This is a genomic window from Vibrio sp. 10N.222.47.A9 (genome assembly GCF_963872585.1).
GTDB classification, from domain to species: domain Bacteria; phylum Pseudomonadota; class Gammaproteobacteria; order Enterobacterales; family Vibrionaceae; genus Vibrio; species Vibrio splendidus.
In genome coordinates this window covers 1-20168 of record NZ_CAWNBB010000029.1, presented here as the reverse complement: position 1 = coordinate 20168, position 20168 = coordinate 1, and the positions used below count along the sequence as shown (strand labels likewise).

General features: G+C 41.3%; 23 protein-coding genes. 6 read left to right on the top strand and 17 right to left on the bottom strand.

Translation table 11 applies throughout. From position 1 onward, the window contains the following. Window positions 1-30: 30 nt before the first annotated feature. The 12 genes from AACT19_RS07475 to AACT19_RS07420 all read right to left on the bottom strand — a co-directional run bounded on the left by AACT19_RS07475 (window position 31) and on the right by AACT19_RS07420 (window position 10633). Window positions 31-1047, bottom strand: a complete 1017-nt coding sequence (locus AACT19_RS07475) for a tetratricopeptide repeat protein (RefSeq protein ID WP_076645915.1) — start codon at window positions 1045-1047, stop codon at window positions 31-33. Then, window positions 1044-2015 (bottom strand): type II secretion system F family protein, encoded by a 972-nt coding sequence (locus AACT19_RS07470; RefSeq protein ID WP_017095491.1) that lies wholly within the window; start codon window positions 2013-2015, stop codon window positions 1044-1046. The genes AACT19_RS07475 and AACT19_RS07470 overlap by 4 nt, the downstream gene beginning before the upstream one ends. A gap of 3 nt (window positions 2016-2018) precedes the next feature. Next, entirely contained in the window at window positions 2019-2984 is a 966-nt protein-coding gene (locus AACT19_RS07465; protein WP_017095490.1) for a type II secretion system F family protein, read from the bottom strand. 10 nt (window positions 2985-2994) lie between these two features. After that, the gene (locus AACT19_RS07460) at window positions 2995-4446 is read right to left on the bottom strand and encodes an ATPase, T2SS/T4P/T4SS family (protein WP_065682811.1); all 1452 of its coding nucleotides are present in this window, start codon (window positions 4444-4446) and stop codon (window positions 2995-2997) included. 32 nt (window positions 4447-4478) lie between these two features. Continuing rightward, the gene (locus tag AACT19_RS07455) at window positions 4479-5693 is read right to left on the bottom strand and encodes an AAA family ATPase (protein ID WP_017095488.1); all 1215 of its coding nucleotides are present in this window, start codon (window positions 5691-5693) and stop codon (window positions 4479-4481) included. Between the two features lie 204 nt (window positions 5694-5897). Beyond that, window positions 5898-6167 carry a hypothetical protein gene (locus AACT19_RS07450; protein WP_076645914.1) on the bottom strand — a complete coding sequence of 90 codons (270 nt, stop codon included), beginning with the start codon at window positions 6165-6167 and terminating at the stop codon, window positions 5898-5900. Then, window positions 6157-7614: a type II and III secretion system protein family protein gene (locus tag AACT19_RS07445; RefSeq protein WP_076645913.1), complete on the bottom strand. Its 1458-nt coding sequence runs from the start codon at window positions 7612-7614 to the stop codon at window positions 6157-6159. The genes AACT19_RS07450 and AACT19_RS07445 overlap by 11 nt, the downstream gene beginning before the upstream one ends. An 8-nt stretch (window positions 7615-7622) precedes the next feature. Next, window positions 7623-8372, bottom strand: a complete 750-nt coding sequence (gene cpaB, locus AACT19_RS07440; RefSeq protein WP_017076279.1) for a Flp pilus assembly protein CpaB — start codon at window positions 8370-8372, stop codon at window positions 7623-7625. Continuing rightward, window positions 8365-9714 carry an AAA family ATPase gene (locus AACT19_RS07435; RefSeq protein ID WP_076645912.1) on the bottom strand — a complete coding sequence of 450 codons (1350 nt, stop codon included), beginning with the start codon at window positions 9712-9714 and terminating at the stop codon, window positions 8365-8367. The genes cpaB and AACT19_RS07435 overlap by 8 nt, the downstream gene beginning before the upstream one ends. A gap of 39 nt (window positions 9715-9753) precedes the next feature. Continuing rightward, complete coding sequence (locus AACT19_RS07430) at window positions 9754-10284, bottom strand: A24 family peptidase (RefSeq protein ID WP_076645911.1); 531 nt, start codon at window positions 10282-10284, stop codon at window positions 9754-9756. A gap of 4 nt (window positions 10285-10288) precedes the next feature. Continuing rightward, the gene (locus AACT19_RS07425) at window positions 10289-10441 is read right to left on the bottom strand and encodes a hypothetical protein (RefSeq protein ID WP_017088256.1); all 153 of its coding nucleotides are present in this window, start codon (window positions 10439-10441) and stop codon (window positions 10289-10291) included. A 12-nt stretch (window positions 10442-10453) separates the two neighbouring features. Then, entirely contained in the window at window positions 10454-10633 is a 180-nt protein-coding gene (locus tag AACT19_RS07420) for a Flp family type IVb pilin (RefSeq protein ID WP_017088257.1), read from the bottom strand. 192 nt (window positions 10634-10825) lie between these two features. Here AACT19_RS07420 and AACT19_RS07415 point away from each other — a divergent pair, with 192 nt between their 5' ends. Then, the gene (locus AACT19_RS07415; protein ID WP_017095483.1) at window positions 10826-11569 is read left to right on the top strand and encodes a helix-turn-helix domain-containing protein; all 744 of its coding nucleotides are present in this window, start codon (window positions 10826-10828) and stop codon (window positions 11567-11569) included. Between the two features lie 83 nt (window positions 11570-11652). Then, window positions 11653-13341, top strand: coding sequence for an AMP-binding protein (locus AACT19_RS07410; RefSeq protein ID WP_017095482.1), 1689 nt, complete (start codon window positions 11653-11655; stop codon window positions 13339-13341). A 119-nt stretch (window positions 13342-13460) separates the two neighbouring features. On the opposite strand, the gene AACT19_RS07405 is transcribed toward AACT19_RS07410, so the two are convergent. The 4 genes from AACT19_RS07405 to AACT19_RS07390 form a co-directional block, all read right to left on the bottom strand. Then, window positions 13461-14843, bottom strand: a complete 1383-nt coding sequence (locus AACT19_RS07405; RefSeq protein WP_076645910.1) for a vWA domain-containing protein — start codon at window positions 14841-14843, stop codon at window positions 13461-13463. 11 nt (window positions 14844-14854) lie between these two features. Continuing rightward, window positions 14855-15412: a TadE/TadG family type IV pilus assembly protein gene (locus AACT19_RS07400; protein ID WP_076645909.1), complete on the bottom strand. Its 558-nt coding sequence runs from the start codon at window positions 15410-15412 to the stop codon at window positions 14855-14857. Between the two features lie 10 nt (window positions 15413-15422). Further along, window positions 15423-15917: a TadE family protein gene (locus AACT19_RS07395; RefSeq protein ID WP_076645908.1), complete on the bottom strand. Its 495-nt coding sequence runs from the start codon at window positions 15915-15917 to the stop codon at window positions 15423-15425. 522 nt (window positions 15918-16439) lie between these two features. Next, window positions 16440-16631 carry a hypothetical protein gene (locus AACT19_RS07390; protein ID WP_076645907.1) on the bottom strand — a complete coding sequence of 64 codons (192 nt, stop codon included), beginning with the start codon at window positions 16629-16631 and terminating at the stop codon, window positions 16440-16442. 99 nt (window positions 16632-16730) lie between these two features. Here AACT19_RS07390 and AACT19_RS07385 point away from each other — a divergent pair, with 99 nt between their 5' ends. Further along, window positions 16731-17636, top strand: a complete 906-nt coding sequence (locus tag AACT19_RS07385; RefSeq protein WP_076645906.1) for a LysR substrate-binding domain-containing protein — start codon at window positions 16731-16733, stop codon at window positions 17634-17636. 136 nt (window positions 17637-17772) lie between these two features. Here the strand turns inward: AACT19_RS07385 and AACT19_RS07380 are convergent, their stop codons facing one another. Continuing rightward, on the bottom strand, window positions 17773-17979 hold the full coding sequence (locus AACT19_RS07380) for a DUF1127 domain-containing protein (protein ID WP_076645905.1): 207 nt from the start codon (window positions 17977-17979) through the stop codon (window positions 17773-17775). Window positions 17980-18082: 103 nt separating this feature from the next. Between AACT19_RS07380 and AACT19_RS07375 the strand changes: the two genes are divergently transcribed. The 3 genes from AACT19_RS07375 to AACT19_RS07365 form a co-directional block, all read left to right on the top strand. Further along, window positions 18083-19033 carry a LysR substrate-binding domain-containing protein gene (locus AACT19_RS07375; protein WP_076645904.1) on the top strand — a complete coding sequence of 317 codons (951 nt, stop codon included), beginning with the start codon at window positions 18083-18085 and terminating at the stop codon, window positions 19031-19033. A 45-nt stretch (window positions 19034-19078) separates the two neighbouring features. Beyond that, the gene (locus AACT19_RS07370; protein ID WP_076645903.1) at window positions 19079-19291 is read left to right on the top strand and encodes a VF530 family protein; all 213 of its coding nucleotides are present in this window, start codon (window positions 19079-19081) and stop codon (window positions 19289-19291) included. A gap of 240 nt (window positions 19292-19531) precedes the next feature. Further along, window positions 19532-20168, top strand: a 637-nt coding sequence (locus tag AACT19_RS07365) for a response regulator transcription factor (protein ID WP_076645902.1), incomplete at its 3' end; no start/stop codon positions are given.

Sequence of the window (20168 nt, the reverse complement as noted above, 5' to 3'; positions counted from 1 at the left end):
ATAAGGAGAGTAACTTTTCATAGAACAACACTATATTGGTGTGCTCTCCTTCATTTCTCTCACCTCGGCTAAGGCTCGATTTAGGTTTTCATTGGCGATTTTGTAATAAGACGGTTTTTTATCTATGGCTTGTTGAAGGTAAGGAATCGCTTCATCAGGTCGACCTTGAATAATTAAAAAGTACCCGACATTATTCAGAGCTTCTGGCGCATCCATATGGCGCATGAACACATTTATCGCTTTTTTCACATCACCTGATGCCAAATAAATGAGTGCAAGATTATTCTGAGCCTTCTCATTGTTAGGTTCGATCTCTAAAGCAGAACGCGTGTATTGATACGCTTCTTTGTAGTTACCATACATGTAATGGGAGTAACCCATGTTCAGTAGAGCCTTCACTGATGTCTTATCGATAGTAAGAGACTTTTTAAAATACTCTTGGGCTATCTGATGTTTACCTTCTACATCTTCCAAGACTCCGATTCCCATGTAAGCCAAAGCTGGAGACATACTATCAACCTTCAAACCCGCTACTTCACTTTGACTTAACGCTTGGTAGTTTTTAATCGTTTCACTGCTTTTTAAACGAACTTGGTCTGCATTGATCGCTTTAAAGAAGTAGCTTCGACCTTCGTCTATACGGCGCTGCTTAGCATATAAAACACCTAACTGCTCTAATACTTCAGTATGCGCAGGGTTAAAATCTAATGCCGCCAAATACGCTTTTTCAGCGAGTGCGTAATTGCCTCTCGAGGAGTGAATTCGACCTATCGTAAATAGCGTTTTATCGTGAAACTCTTGCTCAGGAAAAGACAGAGATCGGATGTACTCATAGAGAGCTAAATCGATGTTGTTGTCTCTAAGTGCGACATCACCACGCATGATTGCTTCTTTTTCGCTGACGGGTGGATCGTCACTGGTTAAGGTGTCAATTGGCTTACCCGAATACAATTCTGCATCAAACTGATTAGTTGGCTCATCAGAAGAGGCGCACCCGAGAATCAATAGCGGTAGTAAAAGTAAAACCATTCTGTTCATTCGCATCATAAACTCGCTCCTGGAGATGTCAGTGCATCCATTACAATCATCATTCCGGGCCCAAGAGCAACGATAAAGAAGCAAGGCCAAATGAACAACAACATGGGAAATAGCATTTTGGTAGGGATTTTTGCTGCAATTTCTTCCGCAGCTTGTTGGCGTTTGTCTCGAAAATCTTCGGTATAGTCACGTAAGGTTTGAGCTAAACTCCCCCCCATTCTTGAAGCATGCGAGAGCAAAGAAACAAGCCCTTCCAACTCACGAAGCCCAGTTCGTTCAACGAGTTGACTCAAAGCATCTGGCATCGTGACACCCGCTTGAATTTTAGCAAACACAGTATCTAGCTCATCGGCAAGTTCGGGTTGTGAAATGTATAACTCGTTAGCGACACGCCCTAGTGCGGCATTAAAACCAAGACCTGATTCTGTACATACCACCAAAAGGTCTAAAGCATCAGGGACACCGTTTCTGATTTTTCTCTGTCTTTCTTTTTGCATTTTACTCAATACAAAATTGGGGAAGAATGTCCCGACAAAAATACATGTCACAATCAGCAAGTTGTTGTAACTATCACCTATGTCTAAATAAAACACTGTGAATGCACAAACAAACCCTATTAATGTTGAAAGTACTTTAAAGGCGTAAAATACTGAAAGTGCGCTCTTTTCATGATATCCAGCATGCATTAATTTTTCTGAATACGTTTCGTTATCTTTTTTGTTCCCTCGCCCAATAAATGGCGTCAGCGACTCCAAAGTGTTGGTAAAGTCATAAGGTTTGCGACTACCAGTATGATTCCCTCCGGAAATCTGTTTTAACTTTTTATCCAACGGGGAGCGAGTACCGACAAAAAGAAACCCTAAAGTAAGAGTAAGTAGCATAGTGGTCAGCAAAATCATCCCGTAAAGCAGGGTCTGGCTAGTGATACCGAACTCAGAGAGTGTTTGTTTCCATACTTCTAAATCAAAGAATTCCATAATCTATATCTCGATATTTATTATTTTTCTTATCCACAATGCCCCAATCGCCAACAAAATCACGCCCACACTGACCATAGATATTCCTCTAGGATCGCTGTACAAAGGCTCTATGTATTCAGGGTTTACGAATTTAAGACCGAAAAATAGGGCAAACGGAGAAAGCGTCAGTATCCAAGCAGAAAGTCGACTCTCAGCTGAAAGGGTTTTGATTTTTCTTTCTAGCTTAAAGCGCGCTCTTAATACCTCAGATACTTTTTGCAGATTCTCAGAGAGGTTGCCCCCCGTTTCTTTCTGCAACATGACCGCACTTGAAAAAGCCAACATAGAAACCGTCGGTACTCTTTCTGTCATTTGTAAGATGGCGAGCCGTAAATCATAACCATAGTTCAATAAGTTATAGGTGTTCTTAAACTCAACCCCAATAGGCTCTGGCATCTCTTCGCCAACCTCATTAAAAGACTGAACTAATGGCTGACCCGCTTGTAAGGCTCTTCTTATGATGTCCAAGGCGTCTGGTAACTGCTCCTCAAACCTTGCCATTCTGTAGGTCACTCTGTTTTGAACAAACAGATAAGCAACAACCCAAACAAAGACGAAAGAGGCAACACAAATGAACCAAACTTGATTGAGCACCAGAGCAACCAAAGCCAATAGGATTCCGCCCAAGAATACGATCAGCAAAAAGCGGCTTAATGTGATTTTGAGGCCTGCTAATTCCAACATGCGCTTTAAGTCGGCAAAAAAAGGAACAACAATTAATTTACGGTCAAAGGGAGAAAGTTCCTTGTTGTAATGGTCTTTTAAGAGCGACAAACTCTCTTCATCAATATTTCTTTGTGTCTCTTTTAAACGACGAGATAGCTCTTTGTGCTTAGCTTTTTTCCCGGCAGCTGGCAATAACAAAGCTTGCGAAATAAACAATACCGCAACAAACAATAGGGCCAACGATACAGTTACACTATCCATGATCGGCTCCTCAGCTATGTGACTCGGTAAAGATCTCATAAGGCAAATCAAGACCACGTTTAACTAGTTGATCATGAGACTGAGGAACAACACCGGTTGCGGTGTAATAACCTAAGATATTGCCATGCTCATCGATACCTTGACGCTGGAAGTGGAAGATCTCAGACATAGTGATGACCTCTCCTTCCATCCCGTTGATCTCTTGGATACTGACCATGCGACGCTTACCGTCTTCTTGTCTTTCCATTTGAACCACCAAATGAATAGCAGAAGCAATCTGCGATCTTAGATTTTTCGTTGAAATATTCCATCCCGCCATCGAGAACATATTCTCAACTCGGCTTAGTGCGTCACGAGGTGTATTCGCGTGAATCGTGGCAAGTGAACCATCATGGCCCGTGTTCATCGCCGCTAACATATCAACAGCTTCGCTACCACGCACCTCCCCGACAACAATACGGTCAGGTCGCATACGCAAGGTGTTTTTTACTAGCTCTCGCTGACTGATTTCACCTTTACCCTCAAGGTTTGCAGGGCGTGTTTCTAAACGAATCACGTGTGGCTGTTGCAGTTGTAACTCTGCGGAATCTTCTATGGTAATAATCCGTTTATCTCTAGGAATAAACCCAGAAAAAATATTCAGCGTCGTCGTCTTCCCTGAGCCTGTACCACCAGAAATAAGGATATTAAGCTCACCTTTTACGGCAGCTTCAATGAACTTTGCCATTTGTGGAGAGGCTGACTTGTATTCCAGCAGATTATCCATGGTTAGGCTGTCTACAGAAAAACGTCGTATAGAAACGGAAGGGCCATCTAAGGCCAAAGGGGGAATAATGGCATTCACTCGTGAACCATCAACTAATCGAGCATCTACCATTGGCGACGCTTCATCAATCCGGCGTCCAACCTGACTAACGATACGATCAATAATGTTTCTTAAGTGACGATCATCTAAAAACGTATACGGTGTTTTTTCTAATTTGCCTCGGCGTTCGACATAAACACTTTTAGGTCCGTTGACCAAAATATCGGACACCGTTTTATCGGCGAGCAATGGTTCAAGTGGGCCAAGGCCAAATACTTCATCTTCAATTTGCTTGATGACTCGCTTACGCCCCTCGGCACTTAATGCGTGGCTTTGGTCATCCGCCATTAACTGAACGATCGCTTCATGAAGGTCTACTTTGGCGCGCTCTTTATCTAAGCTAGAAAGTAGCCCTAAATCTAATGTTTCGAGTAACTGCTTATGAAAGTAGTGTTTAATCGACAATTCTTGCTCTAAGACTTTTTTCGCCTCATTCATCGACTTTTCTTGCTCTTCACTCGCCTCTAAACTCTTAGCTTCATGGGATACGTTAGCGACTTTCTGAATGAGGGGCGATACAACGCCGTCTTCCTCTTGGGAAAACTGTTCTACTTTCTTTTCAAACTCCGGATTAATATTTTTTCGTTTAAAGAACATAACGATCCCTCATATATGCTGTAACAAACGTGTTATGAAAATATTTTTTTAAGCCAACCTTTCTCTTCTTGTTCTGGCGGAGAAAGGATATGAGACAAATCAATAATCGACCGTGTAATTGAGCTCTTTTTCTTCGATTCAACCAACGGCAAACCTAAATTAGCGCTCTCAAGAGCCACCTTAAAATCATTAGGCATTAAATGGATGTCATGCTTTCCAACGGTTTGTTCTATATCTGTTAGCTTAATTGTTTGTCGCTTTTCATAACGATTCACAATGATCTCGATTGAGTCCTGCTGCAACCCGTACTCAAACTTGAGCGTTCGAATTAATCGATTACTATTTTTAACCGAAACTAAGGTTTGTTGAGCCACAAGTAACACCTTAGTCGCAGGGGAGATAGCCGATGCGAAGATATGATCCAACCCTCGAGAAAAGTCGATAATAATGTAGCGATAGAAGCGACGTAATACGGGCAGTAACTTCCCGATTTTCTGAGCATGTTCATAATCATCTGCGTTATTTTCATGCTTGAAACTTAAAACGTGTAACCCTGATGAGTGCTTATTCACCAAGCTACTCAAGGACATCTCATCTAAATCATTTGAGCTATCGATGGCATCCGAAATACTGTAGGTCGGCGTGATATTCAAATATTCAGGAATAACACCAAACTGGAGGTCAATATCGAGCAACAGCACCTCATTAGGGTGATAACTTGCTATTTCTACGGCGGTATTAAGCGCTAAGGTCGTCGCCCCCATACCCCCTTTAGTGTTGATAAATAAGAACACTTCTCCGTAGCTAGAGTTTTCGATTTTCTCTGCCGCTGTTTTCTTTAGTAAGGGGAGAAGACCAGAAATAGATATATCGTGAGACAGAAAATCCGAAGCACCGAGTCTTAGCGCTATTTTTAATGACCCATTGTCACTTTCATCACCAAACACAACCAAAGATAAATCATGCTCTTCTAACTGAAGATTGTAGCTTTGCAAATCCACCATTTTCTGAGCCCAGCCACCGCTTGCTTCAACAAAGATTAAATCTGGGGCATCAATATTCTTCACATACTCTTCAGTCATACCTAACAAAGAAAAAGACTCAATATGCACGTTTCGACAACGTTTCAATTGCTGTCTCATATGAGCGTGAAAATTCTCATTGTTATAAATCAGCCATACATTCAAGTTAGTTTTAAGGCGAATCGCATCGTCTTCATTAGGTAAAATATCAATTGCTTCGCCCATATTCCCACCTGTCTTCATTGTGGACATCTTGTCCTAATACCATCAAGCCTTAACGGTAAACACTAAGTTCATTACGATGATGGCTAACCTATTCACGACGCTTCCTATTCAATCTCGCACCACTGTTCAAAAAATCTAATTTGCCCTAATGAGATCGTCTAAACAGTACTTGTAACTAGATGCATCTGTACCTAATCATTTGCGCTAATTAAAACTATTTAAAACCTGGCTGCTACTTCCGGAGAGTTCTTCATCACCTTTACCCACATACTTATCGTACCCAGCTTGCATGCGCTCCCCAGTACCATCAGGCAAAACCTGTAAGTTCTCTTGTGTTGCATTAGGGTTGTATGTTTGTTCCATCTTTAACGTGGCCACAGATTGCCCTAGTGGTGCGTCATTGGCACAACCGACGAGTACAACTATGAGAAAGACCATCATTGTTCTAATCATATCTATCTCCTTATAAATCATGACCAAATGAACCTTCACTGCCACCATCAGTTGGCGCGATTCCTTTGTCTGAACTTGTATTGCTGCTGTCTTCAGAATCAGAAGGCTCCGCAATGTATGCGCTTCTACCTAACAAGTAATATTCCAGATCATTCGGATCCACAAAGGCATCAGTTGGCAGTGTGACTTTACTTCGGTCCACTGGTTTAGCGAGCCTCGGTGTAACGAGGATGACAAGCTCGGTTTCACCCGATATGTATTCTTGGCTATTGAAAAGCTGTCCTAAAATCGGTACATCACCAATCCCCGGCATTTTGTTACTGACATCTCGCACGTTCTCACTCAACAACCCTGCGATCCCGATAGTTTGACCATCAGCCAGCTCAAGAGTAGAAGATGCGCTTCGACGTGTGATTGGCGGAATAAAGTAGGTCGCATTCGTCGAACCAGGATCGATAGTCAATGAACTGCTGTTAGCTATCTCACTCACATCAACCGCTAGGTTAAGATTGATTTTTTTATCGCTGAGTACGGTAGGTATGAATTTCAATCCGACCCCGTATTCCTTGTACTCAATGGTAATTCCATCGTCGTCGGGAACAGGAATAGGAAACTCACCACCCGCTAAAAACTCCGCTTTTGAGCCACTCAATGCGGTTAAGTTTGGTTCTGCTAATACCTTAGCCACACCATTTTGCTTCGCGACATCAAGAGCAAAAGTAAACAAGGTATTGCTATCGATGAAAGAACCTAAAATCCCGTAATCAGTAGAGGTTGGAATATCAAAAATTGGCGTTGCGCCCAATACACCTGCAGGAACTGATGAAGCACCCCACGAAAAGTTAGAACCACTGGTTTGGAAGAAATGGAAGTTAGCATCGAACTTTCTCACTAAGCTTCGCTGAACCTCGGCTACCGTCACTTCAAGCATAACTTGTTGTGCGCCACCAATAGACATCAAGTTGATCACACCAGTTGCAGCAGCTTGCTCACTACCACTCTCTTTAGCATCATCCGCTGCCTGTCCTGCCGCATAAGTTTCGGCAATTCGCATCGCTACATTCATTTTTTGTTGATTACTGATTTGCCCACTTAACAGCAAACGGTTTTGCGCACTATGAACCTCAATCGTCTCATCAGGAAGAAACTCGTATAGCTTTGACTTTAAGCTATTAAGATCATGAGTAACCTCGATGTTAATCGACTCAATCAACTGACCTCGCGAATCCCAAGCCATCAAATTCGTCGCCCCTAATTTTTTACCAATTAAGAACAACTCATTAGATTTCAAAATCACAATGTCTAAGACTTCAGGATCGCCAAGAGAAACCTTCGCCGCTTTTCCCGACAGCACCACATGCGTAGATTTATGATGCGGCACCGTGACCGTTTTTCCCGTCTGTAGAGCAGCAACACTGGCTGCTGAAAAACAAATCAGGCTAAAAACACACGCTAATAATATTTTCATATCTCACCTCAATCCTTGACGCGCACACTAGATGTTTCTGTACCTTTGATAATGGTGACACTTGGTCTAGGCACATATCGACGAACCACTTTTTTCTCTACTTCATGTGGGTTTCTTAAGGTCAGCTGAATACTACCTTTGCTTTTAGCCGTGAGGAGTTTCTCAGCCTCTTTTGGCGTCATCTCAAGTGTTACCGCACGAACGATAATCGGACTGTTCTCTTTCGTTTTAGCCGTTTGGTCTACAGCCAAAACCTTAATGTCTTTTAATACCGTTTGAGTCGCTGCAGAATTTTTGCCGTAAGAAACAGTATTGAGAATATCAACCTTATTCCCCGGTAATAAGAAACCAGCCACACCAATAACATCATCAACACGTATAGTTACTGCACGTTTATTTTCAGGAATAAGAGCAGCAAGTGTTGACCCTTCTCCTGGCACAGTAAAACGTAACTTATGAAGTACCTCTCCGGCATAAATGGTATTGGCGACTACTTTGCCGAGCAGTTCTGTTTTATCCGAATAGTTGTTTTCATTGATCCAATCAACTTCCATCAACTTGGTTGTTAAATATTGCTCTTCAATTATGGTTCCAGCTTCAATTTCTTGAGATGCCACTACAACCGGATGACGCTCAACTTGCTCGACTTCAATCGTCGGTTGAACTTGATTGTCCATCCATTGTTTAGCGAAAAATACAGCGGCTAAACCGAATACTACGGACAGTAAAAACAGTAGGAAAACTTGACTCTTATTCATTATTCTCTTCCTCGTGTCCATCAGAGGTAAAATAGACTTTCCATGCCATGGCTAGAATGTCGAATGTGATAACGGGTGGGAGTTGCTCAAACGAAAGAATGTCTTTGCTAATACCAACAAGGTCTTTCGGTAAACAAGGGAAAAGCGGTACTTTGTGCAGCGTATGCATTTGAGATAAACGTCCAAAGAACCCATCTTGCAGTTCTATCTCTTTATCAACAGTTACGCTCACCCACAGCGCTTCATAATCTTGCTGATTCAGAGGCTTGAATTCTATTTTGTAACCCAAACGACGCAGAAAGGCAGGGTCACTGATCTTTTCAGGATTCAAATTGGTAGAAAATGCGAGAGTTAAAACGAATGGCATGGTGATCTGTTGCCCATTCGGTAATGACAGGTGATCAAAGAAGTACTCCATTGGGACGATCCAGCGGTTGAGTAAAGCATCAACAGGCATGGGTTGGCGTCCGAGATCATCAATAACAAAAATGCCGTTATTAGCCATCATTTGTAAAGGTGCTAACCAAACGCGATTATGCTCAGAGTGATTCACCTCAAGCATGTCCATGGTTAATTCTCCGCCCACTTGGATATTAGGACGTTCACAATTGAGCCATCGCTTATCGTATTGGTCTCGGAGTGAAACAGTTTGCTCACTGCCATTACGATCTAAAGGGGTATGATGTTGCGCTGAGAAAACCTTGATGACATTCCCTAACGCATAAACGGCATAAGGGATAAAAACAGAAGTATGAAGCGCGTTCACGATACGAGACGCGACAAAAGTTTTTCCTGTGCCAGCGTGCCCATACAACAGCAGCGCCCTACCCGAATTTATTGCTGGTCCTAACACGGAGATCATTTTTTTTACGCCATAAACATCACTCAATGCCGCTTCCACATCAGGGCGAGTAACAAGCTCCGCCCTTAAATCTTGTTGCTCTACAATTTCAGTGTATTGCTTGAGAGAAGCAGGAACTGGACCTAAATAAGCATCTCGTTTGAATGCAAGATCGGCTTCTTCTAAGCCTTTCTCTGACAAGGAATAACGGACGTGACTATGAGAAGACGATTCCAAAGACAAAGCAGAAGTAGGTTGAAATACTTCGATAAGAGATTTATTTCTGAGTGTGGCTAGTCCATTTTCTATGACATGTGTAACAACACATAAATAGTTAGACAAATCTAACACATCAGATTTAGGGTAAGCTGATAGGTGCTTGAGCAATAGGTTCTCAACAACAACCTCAGGAACACCAAGCATTTCGATGGAAGTCGGTACCACTGGAGCTGATATTTGAGGCTTTAAATTGCTCGGGGAAGGTATCCCTCTCATATCCATATGTCCTCTCCAACACATCGACTAGTGATTTAGTTTGATCTATGTAAAATAACTGTACATCGCTAAACCTATTACAACTGAAGGAGCAAATGGCATGGTTACTTTATTTGAGTAACGAGAATGCACAACAGGTTCACCTTTAATATCAGGAGATATCCCGCTAACTAGCATTAGTTTTTCTTCAAAGTATCCTCTAACTGTTATCTCACTATTATTGGCTCGATTATAAAGTAAATATAATGTTCCAATTATTCCGGCAGCGATGAGTATGTAATAAGACACATCAAGTAATGAGCCCCACCCAATATACAACCCAATAACACCCAATAATTTCACATCACCTGCAGACATGGCCCTCAGAAAATACAAAATCAAACCTGAACAGAAAAGAACTACACCACCTATCAATGAAGTAACTAATGCATCTAAAGAAAATCCACTATTTAACACTGATAAAAAGTACAAAAATAAAAACAAAATCAGTATCTTATTTGGTATACGATGTTTCTCAACATCGTATACCGAAACAATAATAAGCAATGCCCAAAACAATAAAGATTCACTTATCATTAATTTAGATACCCGCCACAATAGAAAGAAACTTACTGATTAGAGCCGTCGCTATTCCAGAAAATATTAACCAAGCGAGAATGACAAGTGAAGCAGCTCCAATAACATACTCGACCGTAGTCAACCCTTTCTGATACCCCACCCTTTTAAGGTTCATTACTGTTAGCTCTTATGAAGTACTAATTTGGTCAACAATAGTACTTAGTTTCGTTGATAGCGCTGTACCAATCCCAGTAAATATTGTGGTTAGCCCAAGAACAAGCATGGCTGCGCCAATAACATATTCAATAACCGTAAGACCTTCTTCATCATTCATGAATTCTTTACAATTTTTCAAAAACTTACTCATGAGAATCTCTCCTTGATTTACATTACAGGTTTATTTACCTGTAAACTAAATCTAGAGCTGAACAATATTTTTGGTTAGGATTTTCTTGCCATTTACTTGCACTTTTTTGTTGTACTTCTAATCTATTTAATAAATGCCATTTTGATATGTATTTCTTACTGTTTATTTTGATATGATACAGGTTCAATACCTATGGAAATAATAACACCACTACTTTCTGATATAGACAGTGATTTCAATTCAGTTATTACCAATAAAATTCGTCATTACTTTCCTATTGAAAACTATAAACAGGATATATCTATAATCAGTAACTTAGATGTAAGGTTAGTATTCTATATATTGAATCGAACGGATGAACTTCAACTACTTAAAATGGCACTATCTATTTGCGAAAACCTGAACAAGCGAATAGTCATTATTTGTTCAGGTCAGATACCTAATATCGTTCGAAATCATAAGAATATATTCTTTATAATAGAAACGAGCAGTAATCATCTGACCAGTAAGTTCGAAGAACTGCAGCGTAAAACGCAACATATCTTCGAGCCTCACTTTGATCTCGACCGAGATACGAATAACAATAATCAGCTACCTGCAAAGTTGTTTACCTCTGAAGTCGTTAACTTTGTTATGGACAACATTAACAAGGAGATAAGAGAAACGGAGATCGCTGAAAAGTGCCACTGTTCAACAACCTACTTTTCTAAGAAGTTTCATCTACACTTTGGGGTAAGCTTTAGAGATTTTGTATGCGATAAACGAATCCTATTAGCCAAAAAGTTGATCGAAGCCGATACCGAATCAAAAATCGCTGTTATTTCTTATCAATGTGGATACAAGGATGTGTCGTATTTTTCAAGAATCTTTAAGAAAAGGACCGGAGTAACACCCGCAAGCTACAGACGTGCCTGCACGGATAACAGAAAACGCTAATTTTACTCCCTAAAAGAAAAAATCATGGTACATTTAACATGATTTTAACAAAAATAACTTAGCGAAAAACATGGAGTTAGACAATGATTCAGCCTAACGAGTTTAGCCAAGAAAAAGCAACAGCTCTCCCTACACCCAATGACATGATTTTAAAATGGGCAGAAGAACGCCCAGATGAAGTCTATTTAAAACAAATAATTAACCGCCAATTTGTTGAGTTCACTTATAAAGAAGTGGCCGACAAAGCACTAAAACTGGCGTCAGCATTAGAAGGACTCGGAGCCCAACCCGGCGATCGAGTCGCTCTCGTTTCAAAAAACTGTGCAGAGTGGTTTATCTGTGATCTTGCCATGATGTTAGGAGATTTTGTCAGCGTCCCAATCTTTCCAACAGCGGGGGCAGACACCATTCAATACTGTATTGAACACAGTGAAAGTAAAATCGTAATTGCAGGTAAGCTTGATGATCCTGCAGCGACTCAAAAAGTAATCGATGATAATCCGAGCTTAGTTAGTATCTCGTTACCCTACGATACTGCGGCGAAGTGCCAACATACATTTGAGCAGCTCATCGAGACACATGAACCATCAACCAAACGACCTCAACATCACGATGATAAGCTGATGTCGCTTGTGTATACGTCTGGCACCTCTGGGCTGCCAAAAGGCGCAATGCTCACGTACGGTGCCTTTACATGGTCAGTTCAAAGGTTAATTGATCACATTGGTATCCAACCTGGTGACCGTCTGTTTTCTTATCTGCCGCTTGCCCATATCACCGAACGAGTGTACATCTTTGGTTCTTCCGTAATGGGCGGAGTAGTCACAGCTTTCCCTGAATCTTTAGACACGTTTATTGACGATGTGAAAATGCACCGTCCAACCTTGTTTATTTCAGTTCCTCGCTTATGGACTCTATTCCAACAACGAATTCAGGATAAGCTGCCACAGAAAAAACTGAACTTCTTACTTAAAATTCCGTTCGTGAATAACATCATTAAGAAGAAACTGGCTGATGGTCTGGGCTTAGACCAAGCTCGTGTTCTTGGTTGTGGATCAGCGCCTGTATCACCGGCTTTACTCGCATGGTATGAAAGCGTTGGTTTACACATTACCGAAGCTTGGGGGATGACAGAGTCTTTCGCCTACAGCACGATTAACCACCCGTTTAGAGCAGACAAAATTGGTACCGTGGGTAATGCAGGTCCGGGCATCGAACTCAAAATTGCAGAAGACGAAGAAATTTTAGTTCGAAGCAAAGGCATGTTCTCTGGTTATTACAAAAATGACATTGCGACTCAAGAGTCTTTTGACTCAGAGGGTTGGCTACATACGGGTGATATTGGTGATATTGACAGCGAAGGTTACTTAACGATTCGTGGGCGTAAGAAAGACACCTTTAAAACCGCTAAAGGTAAGTTTGTTGCTCCCGTTCCAATCGAGAACAAACTCTTTGAATACAGCCGTGTAGAAATGATGTGTTTGATAGGCTTAGGCTTGCCAGGACCTATCCTGCTTGTTGTACCCCATGACTTCCCTAATTTTGATAGAGCACGTTACGAAAGAACAAGTAAACGAGTCATTGAAAAAATGAACGAACAACTTGCCTCGCACGAGAAGATCAAAGGCGTATTAATGATTAAGGAACCGTGGAGTATTGAGAATGGCGTGTTAACACCAACGCTTAAGATCAAACGACATATCCTTGAGCAAAAATATCACGAAGTCGGTCATAACTGGCCGAAAGATAAATTGGTGGTTTGGGAAGAGTAACAAACTACAAAATATACATAGCATTAAGAGGGAGCTTTTAGCTCCCTCTTTTATTTTGCTCAACCCTCGATTGAGCGTCCCTCAGTTTCAATATATAAAAGTGACAAACCAGAAAAACGTTACAAGGTTAAACGAATAATCACATCCAACATCTCATCGAAGCAAGGACCTAATGCCTCTTCATCTATGGCATGGCAATACACACCTTCGAGTTGAGCAGGGTCATAGTCTGCACTTAAGTCTGGGTCATCCAAAAGCGCACTAGAATTTGCCATTCGTAACAATAAGTCTTCTCCAAACTCACTATCAGGTCCGGTTGCCGATGTTAATGATGAACCTAAACCTAAGGTAAAGACGTAAATGTTTTCTCCTCTTGCAGCCTCAGCAATGTCTTCCACTAAATTACGAGCAACCCTATTCACCCGAGTATATAAGTCACTGGCAGAGTGACTATCTGGATCATACTGTGACACTGGACGTACTGAATGTGTCGGATTTAAAATGTTAAACTCGGTGGCACTTGAATCATGAGTGGTATAGTAATCGGGCATCTCGCTAATATGATCATCAATATCACGGCCCTCATAACCGCCACTTAAAGTCGTTGCAATCGAATCATGCCTCCAAAGCCCTCGGGGCGTACCACTGCTACCATCACTCGATCGAATAGCTCCCGTGTGCGAATCACCGTCCTCAAAATCAAACGTTGTCGCAAAGGTGTTGGGCGCTCCGTCCGTGAAGAACACGATCACTTTCAAGTTAGCGGGATCAGTAACCGTTCTAAGCTCATTTAAAGCTCGATAGATCCCTTCTGATGCATTGGTATATTGTGCATTAGACGTACTACCAAAATTAAAACTGTCTATCTCCGATTTAATGGTACTTCGACTATGGCCGCGAGTCGCATTGAACCCCACCGGAACCTCGGCTCCGAAAGCAAATTTAACCAATGAAACCCGATCAAATCCTTCGTGAAAGTTTTCAACGAATGACTTAGACCTGTCGATGACGTCTTGTGTCACGTCACCTATGCTACCGAGCCTCAAAGAAGTGGTGTTATCAATCACTAACACTAAATCTACGGGGCGACGAATAGATTGCGCAGACACTCCAGGATTGAATGTATCTAACCCAATCAAGGGTAAAAAGAGCGTGGGTACTTGTGCCGTTGCTGAAATATCAATCGAGATATTGCCAAATGAATCATATGAGAAGTTGACCGCACCCAAGCTAGGTGTCGCCGAATAAAAATCAGCTGGAATATTCGCTGCAAAATATTTTTGTGCAGCTGCTCGTCCTGCATCTTCACCATTGGCGACCGCTCTTGCAGCCGCAATACTAGCCGCGTCGACCGCCGCAAATAATTTCGACTTAACAATATAAGCTCGTCCAGCATCAACAGAAAGCCCGACAACTAAGAGAATAAAAGGCAGTGCGATAACTGACATTAAAGCCACTAGCCCTCGACTGTAACGATATTTGATTGGGGTTCTCTTATCCATATTGATCTCCCTTACATATATGTTGTGTCGCTCAGAATATATTCTTCATCAAAAACTCGACTAAAAATAGGCGAATAGTCATAGAATACTTCTACGCTGTACACAATCTCCCCATCATCCAGCGCAACCGCTAGATTGTTAACCAGAGGAGGGTTATCTGCATCCACATCAGAACACTCTCCATCACTTGTCCAGTTACTGCAACTCGACCAAATAGCACTATTTTTACTTAGCCCGTGTTGGTTCCATCGGTATTGGCTTTTAATGTACGGAGAAGCATCCTCTTGACCAACCACCTCGGTAATGTAAATGACCCCGTCTTGTGTCAAATCCAATGTTCCCGATGTCGTTGCTATAATGTCCATCACTTCTTGCGGGGTATCTGTATTACTCCGAGAAATAATGTTTCCACCTTCTCGACTTATACTGATAATAATGTGGTTGGCTTGAATGAGGTGCGTGATATCTACGGCCGCAACAATAAGCAGCATAAACAAAGGTGCTATTAACGTCATTTCGATTGCCGCAAACCCTTTCTCAGCGGCTTTTTTTATCTTAAAAGGAAACATCCTGTCCTCCCTAAAACGCTTCGTTTTTCATTGCCGCGCTAACGGTAAATTTAAACTTCCCGTCATCGAGCAAAACATACATATAGGGATTTACAGATGGCCACTCGCAATCAAGATGAATAGAAATAATGTCCCCTGAACCACCAAACCCGGTGACAGCGTTGCCGTAAACATCTTCAACACGTATGTTTTGGACATCCATCACTTTGTCGAGCAAGCCGCTCGACGATTGAGAAATTTTTTCTAAGATTGCCGCTTCGCGATCACTCGATGAGTCAGGATCCAAGTCAGAACGACCTGTAATGGCGTATCTTGCGCCCTCCCTTGCCGAATGTTGCATGGTCAATTTAACAAACCCGTATATACCAAGATCAACAACCGTTAAAAAAAGCGCAAAAAATAGACTCACCACGATCGTAAACTCGATAATAGCGATGCCTTTTATTTTAGATTTAAAGCCGTTTCGATAACGGCTACGCTCCGAACCTCTTGAAATAGATTTCATACAGCCCCCACCCTCTCGTCTTTCTATTCCCTCTATCTGCCCAATAGAAAACCCAAGGAGATATAGAAAGACTCAACACTAAAGATATAGAATTGATAAACGAGTTGTTCAAGTTTTATACACGCAGGGAATTTTAAGTAGTACAACAGAAGGGTGAATCAGACTGAAAGTTAATTAAGTCTTTTATTTTTCTAAAGTTAAATAAATTAAAAATCCAAAAGTACAGTAGAATTCGAACCTTTATTTGTTTATCATTCAAATAACTGGTTGTTTTATATCTATTAGAAAAATAAATGAAATATAGAATACGACGTTTATTTCTATATAAATTAGAGTTAAAGTCTCAAAAATAAGACAGAATAATTTCAAAGTAAGCATTTAGTTTAATAATAAATGGAATTATAAAAATACTCGACAATTAATGAGTAAAGTCTGATTGAGCTAAACCAATACAGATGAAAATTATGACTGAGATAAAGCCAGCGAGACCCGACTTCACGTTATTGACTACATAAGTCAGAATTATAAGTATTTCGTATAATCAGAAGCATCGTTGTTCTCATATTCTAACCCTATGTCTTCCTTCACTCGTCGGCTCAGTTGTTCTGCACATAAAACCTGATTCTGTTTCGCCTTAACTTCACCTACTTTTATCTTCTTATTTTTAAATAACTTAGTACCATAAAATCTCGTCCAACTGATCAATGCTTCCATAATTACTCTCTTGTATTTGTCATCGTTCTGTCGTTATTATGAAAACAACCTGTTCGATAAGCGAACAACCATTCCTAACAAGAACTATAAGAAGAAGTTATGGACAATAGACTGCGTCACCTTTCAGGTCTCCGTTACTTTGAAGTTGCGGCTCGCTTGAGCAATTACAGCAAAGCGGCTGAAGAGCTGTTCGTCACTCAAGCAGCCGTCAGCCAGAAGATTCGACAGTTAGAAGAACAGCTTGGATGTAAGCTCTTTATTCGTAAGGGGCGTGCAATGACTTTGACGCATGAAGGGCACACACTTTTTAGACATGTCTCTGATGGATTTCAAGAGGTTCTGCTGGGGTTAAACAAGATCCAATCAGAACCTATTCAAGGGCTGCTTGTTGTTAGAAGTCCCCCTTCTTTTGCTTCTCGTTGGTTACTACCTAGGCTGTGGAAGTTCTCGGTAAAGCACCCAGAGATCCCAATTAAGATACTAACAGGGTGTGATACCCCAAATTTAAAACATGGCGAGATTGATGTTGCTATTCGACAAGGCGAAGATCTATGCGTTGAAGAAGGCTTGACTCTTGAGATGCTAATCAACGAACCGGTTTACCCTTTTTGTTCCCCTGAACTCGCAAACTCTTTGAACTTCACATCACCTGAACAACTCCTCAAATGTTGGCTGATTCAGTTTGATAGCGGTTGTTTCCCGTGGGAGGAATGGTTTAGGCAAGCAAACATATCGACTCAAAGCAGCACCATTCAGTGGATGGAAGTCGGTACCTTTGATATGGGGTTAACGACTGTCATGGCGGGACATGGGGTTTGCTTGGCAACAGACAGCTTAGCTGGTGACTTCATCGAACGCGGCTTGCTAGTGAAGCCCTTTGATATAGGCATGACACCTGGGGTTCAAGTCAACCTATGCTTTGACCCTAACTCCCCGAGAGAAGAGCGTATTACCGCGTTCACCAATTGGTTGCACGAAGAAGTAAACGAGCTATTGGATAATTAGATCTCACCTACTAATTTCTTAAACAAGGAATAGGCTTAAATAAGCAATGAGCATAGAGCGGCAACGTAAACCTCCCGACACCGACAAACTATGTTGAGTTAAAGCAACGTCGAGTTAAAAGCTACGCTGTCTTGACTCACTCCCAAAACGATTTCTTCAGTTCTTTATCGACTTGATTCTGAGTAATCCCGACATCTCTCAATAAATACTCTGGTAACTCAGACAGCTGTTGTCTGGTTCTACGATTCTGAAGATAACGCTCAAAGTTAGAATAGAATTTCTTAACTGATAACGATGATAAGAATAATTGGTTAGCCCTTGATGTCGCTGTTATCGTATTCATAGCCTTTCTCCTGTTGATCTTTCGCTTTGTTATGGTCAATAATCGACTAACAGAGCAACATCGACAAACGATAGATACTGACATTCAGTTAAGGAAAACTAATGTGAGAGAACGCACCCCACCATTCCAAGGGATCTACTATTTTTATACTGCGGCTGAAGCTGGCAGTTTTAAGCTCGCAGCTGAAAAGCTGTTTGTCACGGCAGCCGCCGTCAGCCAACAAATTCGCCAACTTGAGGAATGGCTAGGCGCAGACCTGTTTATTCGCCAGCACCGAAAAATAGTACTCACTCACGAAGGTGAAGTGCTTTACCTGCAAGCGAAGAAAGGCTTTGCCCACATTCAAGATGGTGTGAGGCGAATTAACCAAGACCCAAACCCTACTCAACTTTCTATTTCAACTGTGCCATCATTTGCCCAACACTGGTTGGTACCTAGAATTGGCGACTTTCGCGATCGTCACCCAGATCTATCCATGTTGATTGAACCGACCAACAAGCTCGTGACGTTTGAAGATTCTAATGTCGATGTCTGCGTTCGGTATGGTCACGGTAACTACCCAAATATCGAGTCTCGTTGGTTAATGGACGAGGTGGTTTACCCAGTTTGTCACCCTATCTACCAAGAGAAGCATGGTATTTATAACATCGACGATCTACACAAAGCTGAGCTAATTGAAGACCGCTGGCCTGATATGGATTGGAATCTATGGCTAGACGTTGTTGGAGCGAAGGCAGGACGCTCATCACTGCAATTTGACGGTTCGCATTTTGTTTTAGAAGGCGCGTTATCCGTTCAAGGTGTCGCTCTGGTTAAGCACAGCTTGGTTTATCGGTATTTGCAGGAAAAGAAGCTGGTACGGATAGGTAACATCGCACTTAAGCCCAAATACAATTATTTCCTATGTGCGCCAGCTGGATACTTTCATCGCGAGAAAATCAAACGCTTTGAAGCTTGGATGCAAAGTCAGGTTCGGCTGTTTGGGAATAGAGGTCGAGAAGAGTTAACTATTATCGATACAGATTACCAACTTAAATGGTCTGATAATTCATAGAGCGAAACTGATATACTGAGCTCAAATAAATGGCGAGAACATCTCATGACACAAGAAAATAACCCACTTCACGGTATCACATTGCAGAAGCTACTGACTGAATTGGTTGAGCATTACGGTTGGGAAGAGTTGAGTTACATGGTGAACATCAACTGTTTCAAAAAAGACCCAAGCATTAAATCTAGCTTAAAGTTTTTGCGTAAAACAGACTGGGCTCGTACAAAGGTAGAGCAGATTTACATCCAACTAAAAAACTAGCTGGCTCCCACCTTTAACAAACGCACCATTTACGGTACTAAAGTATGACCCATTGGTGCGCATTTCATTTCATTTAGTTATATATCATTAAAAATCAACACCTTAAAAAAATACCACATCCATTACATTGAATAATGCTCAATCAATACTAATATTGTCTAACCAGAGACCGTGGGATAACTCCCCATTAACCTACCGATTATTAAAGATTTTGTGTATGAGTAAATAGAGAGGTCAATCATGGAAGTTGATTCTGAACTCGCGTTAGACATTCATGTCCTTACCCGAAATAATTCATACTATCGGGTGATAAAAGACCTACTTTCGGTATCTATTCCTAGTGCGCAAATAACTCATTCCCAATGCTTTATGCAAGTACCGAAACTCGAACCTGAAACGGTTGTTTTGTTTGATATTCAAACAGTGCCATGTCCCAAAAGATACGGATTTATCCTACATGAACGAAACGAATTTTGGTTAGCTGTCAATGTGAATGACAGTACCTCTACAGTATGGCTAGAGAAAGGCTTTTCGGGGCAAGTAGGTCAGCACTTTGAGTTTATATCGAAAGCAATTTTATCTGTTTATCAAGAAGATATATGGTTCCCAAGGTCAGTGTTAAATAAACTGGTTTCTTCCTACCAAAGTAATGAACCTAACTATGAATCAGCTTGCGAGAATATAATTAATTACAAAGAGTTAACTAAAAAAGAAAGGGATACTTGCACATTGATGCTAAAGGGGCTTTCAAACTCTCAGATAGCATCTCAGCAACACGTAAGTATCAATACAGTGAAAACTCACTCATCAAACTTACTTCGTAAATTAAACTTACGATCGAGATATGAACTTCTTGCGGCTTTGTTGCGTAATTCAG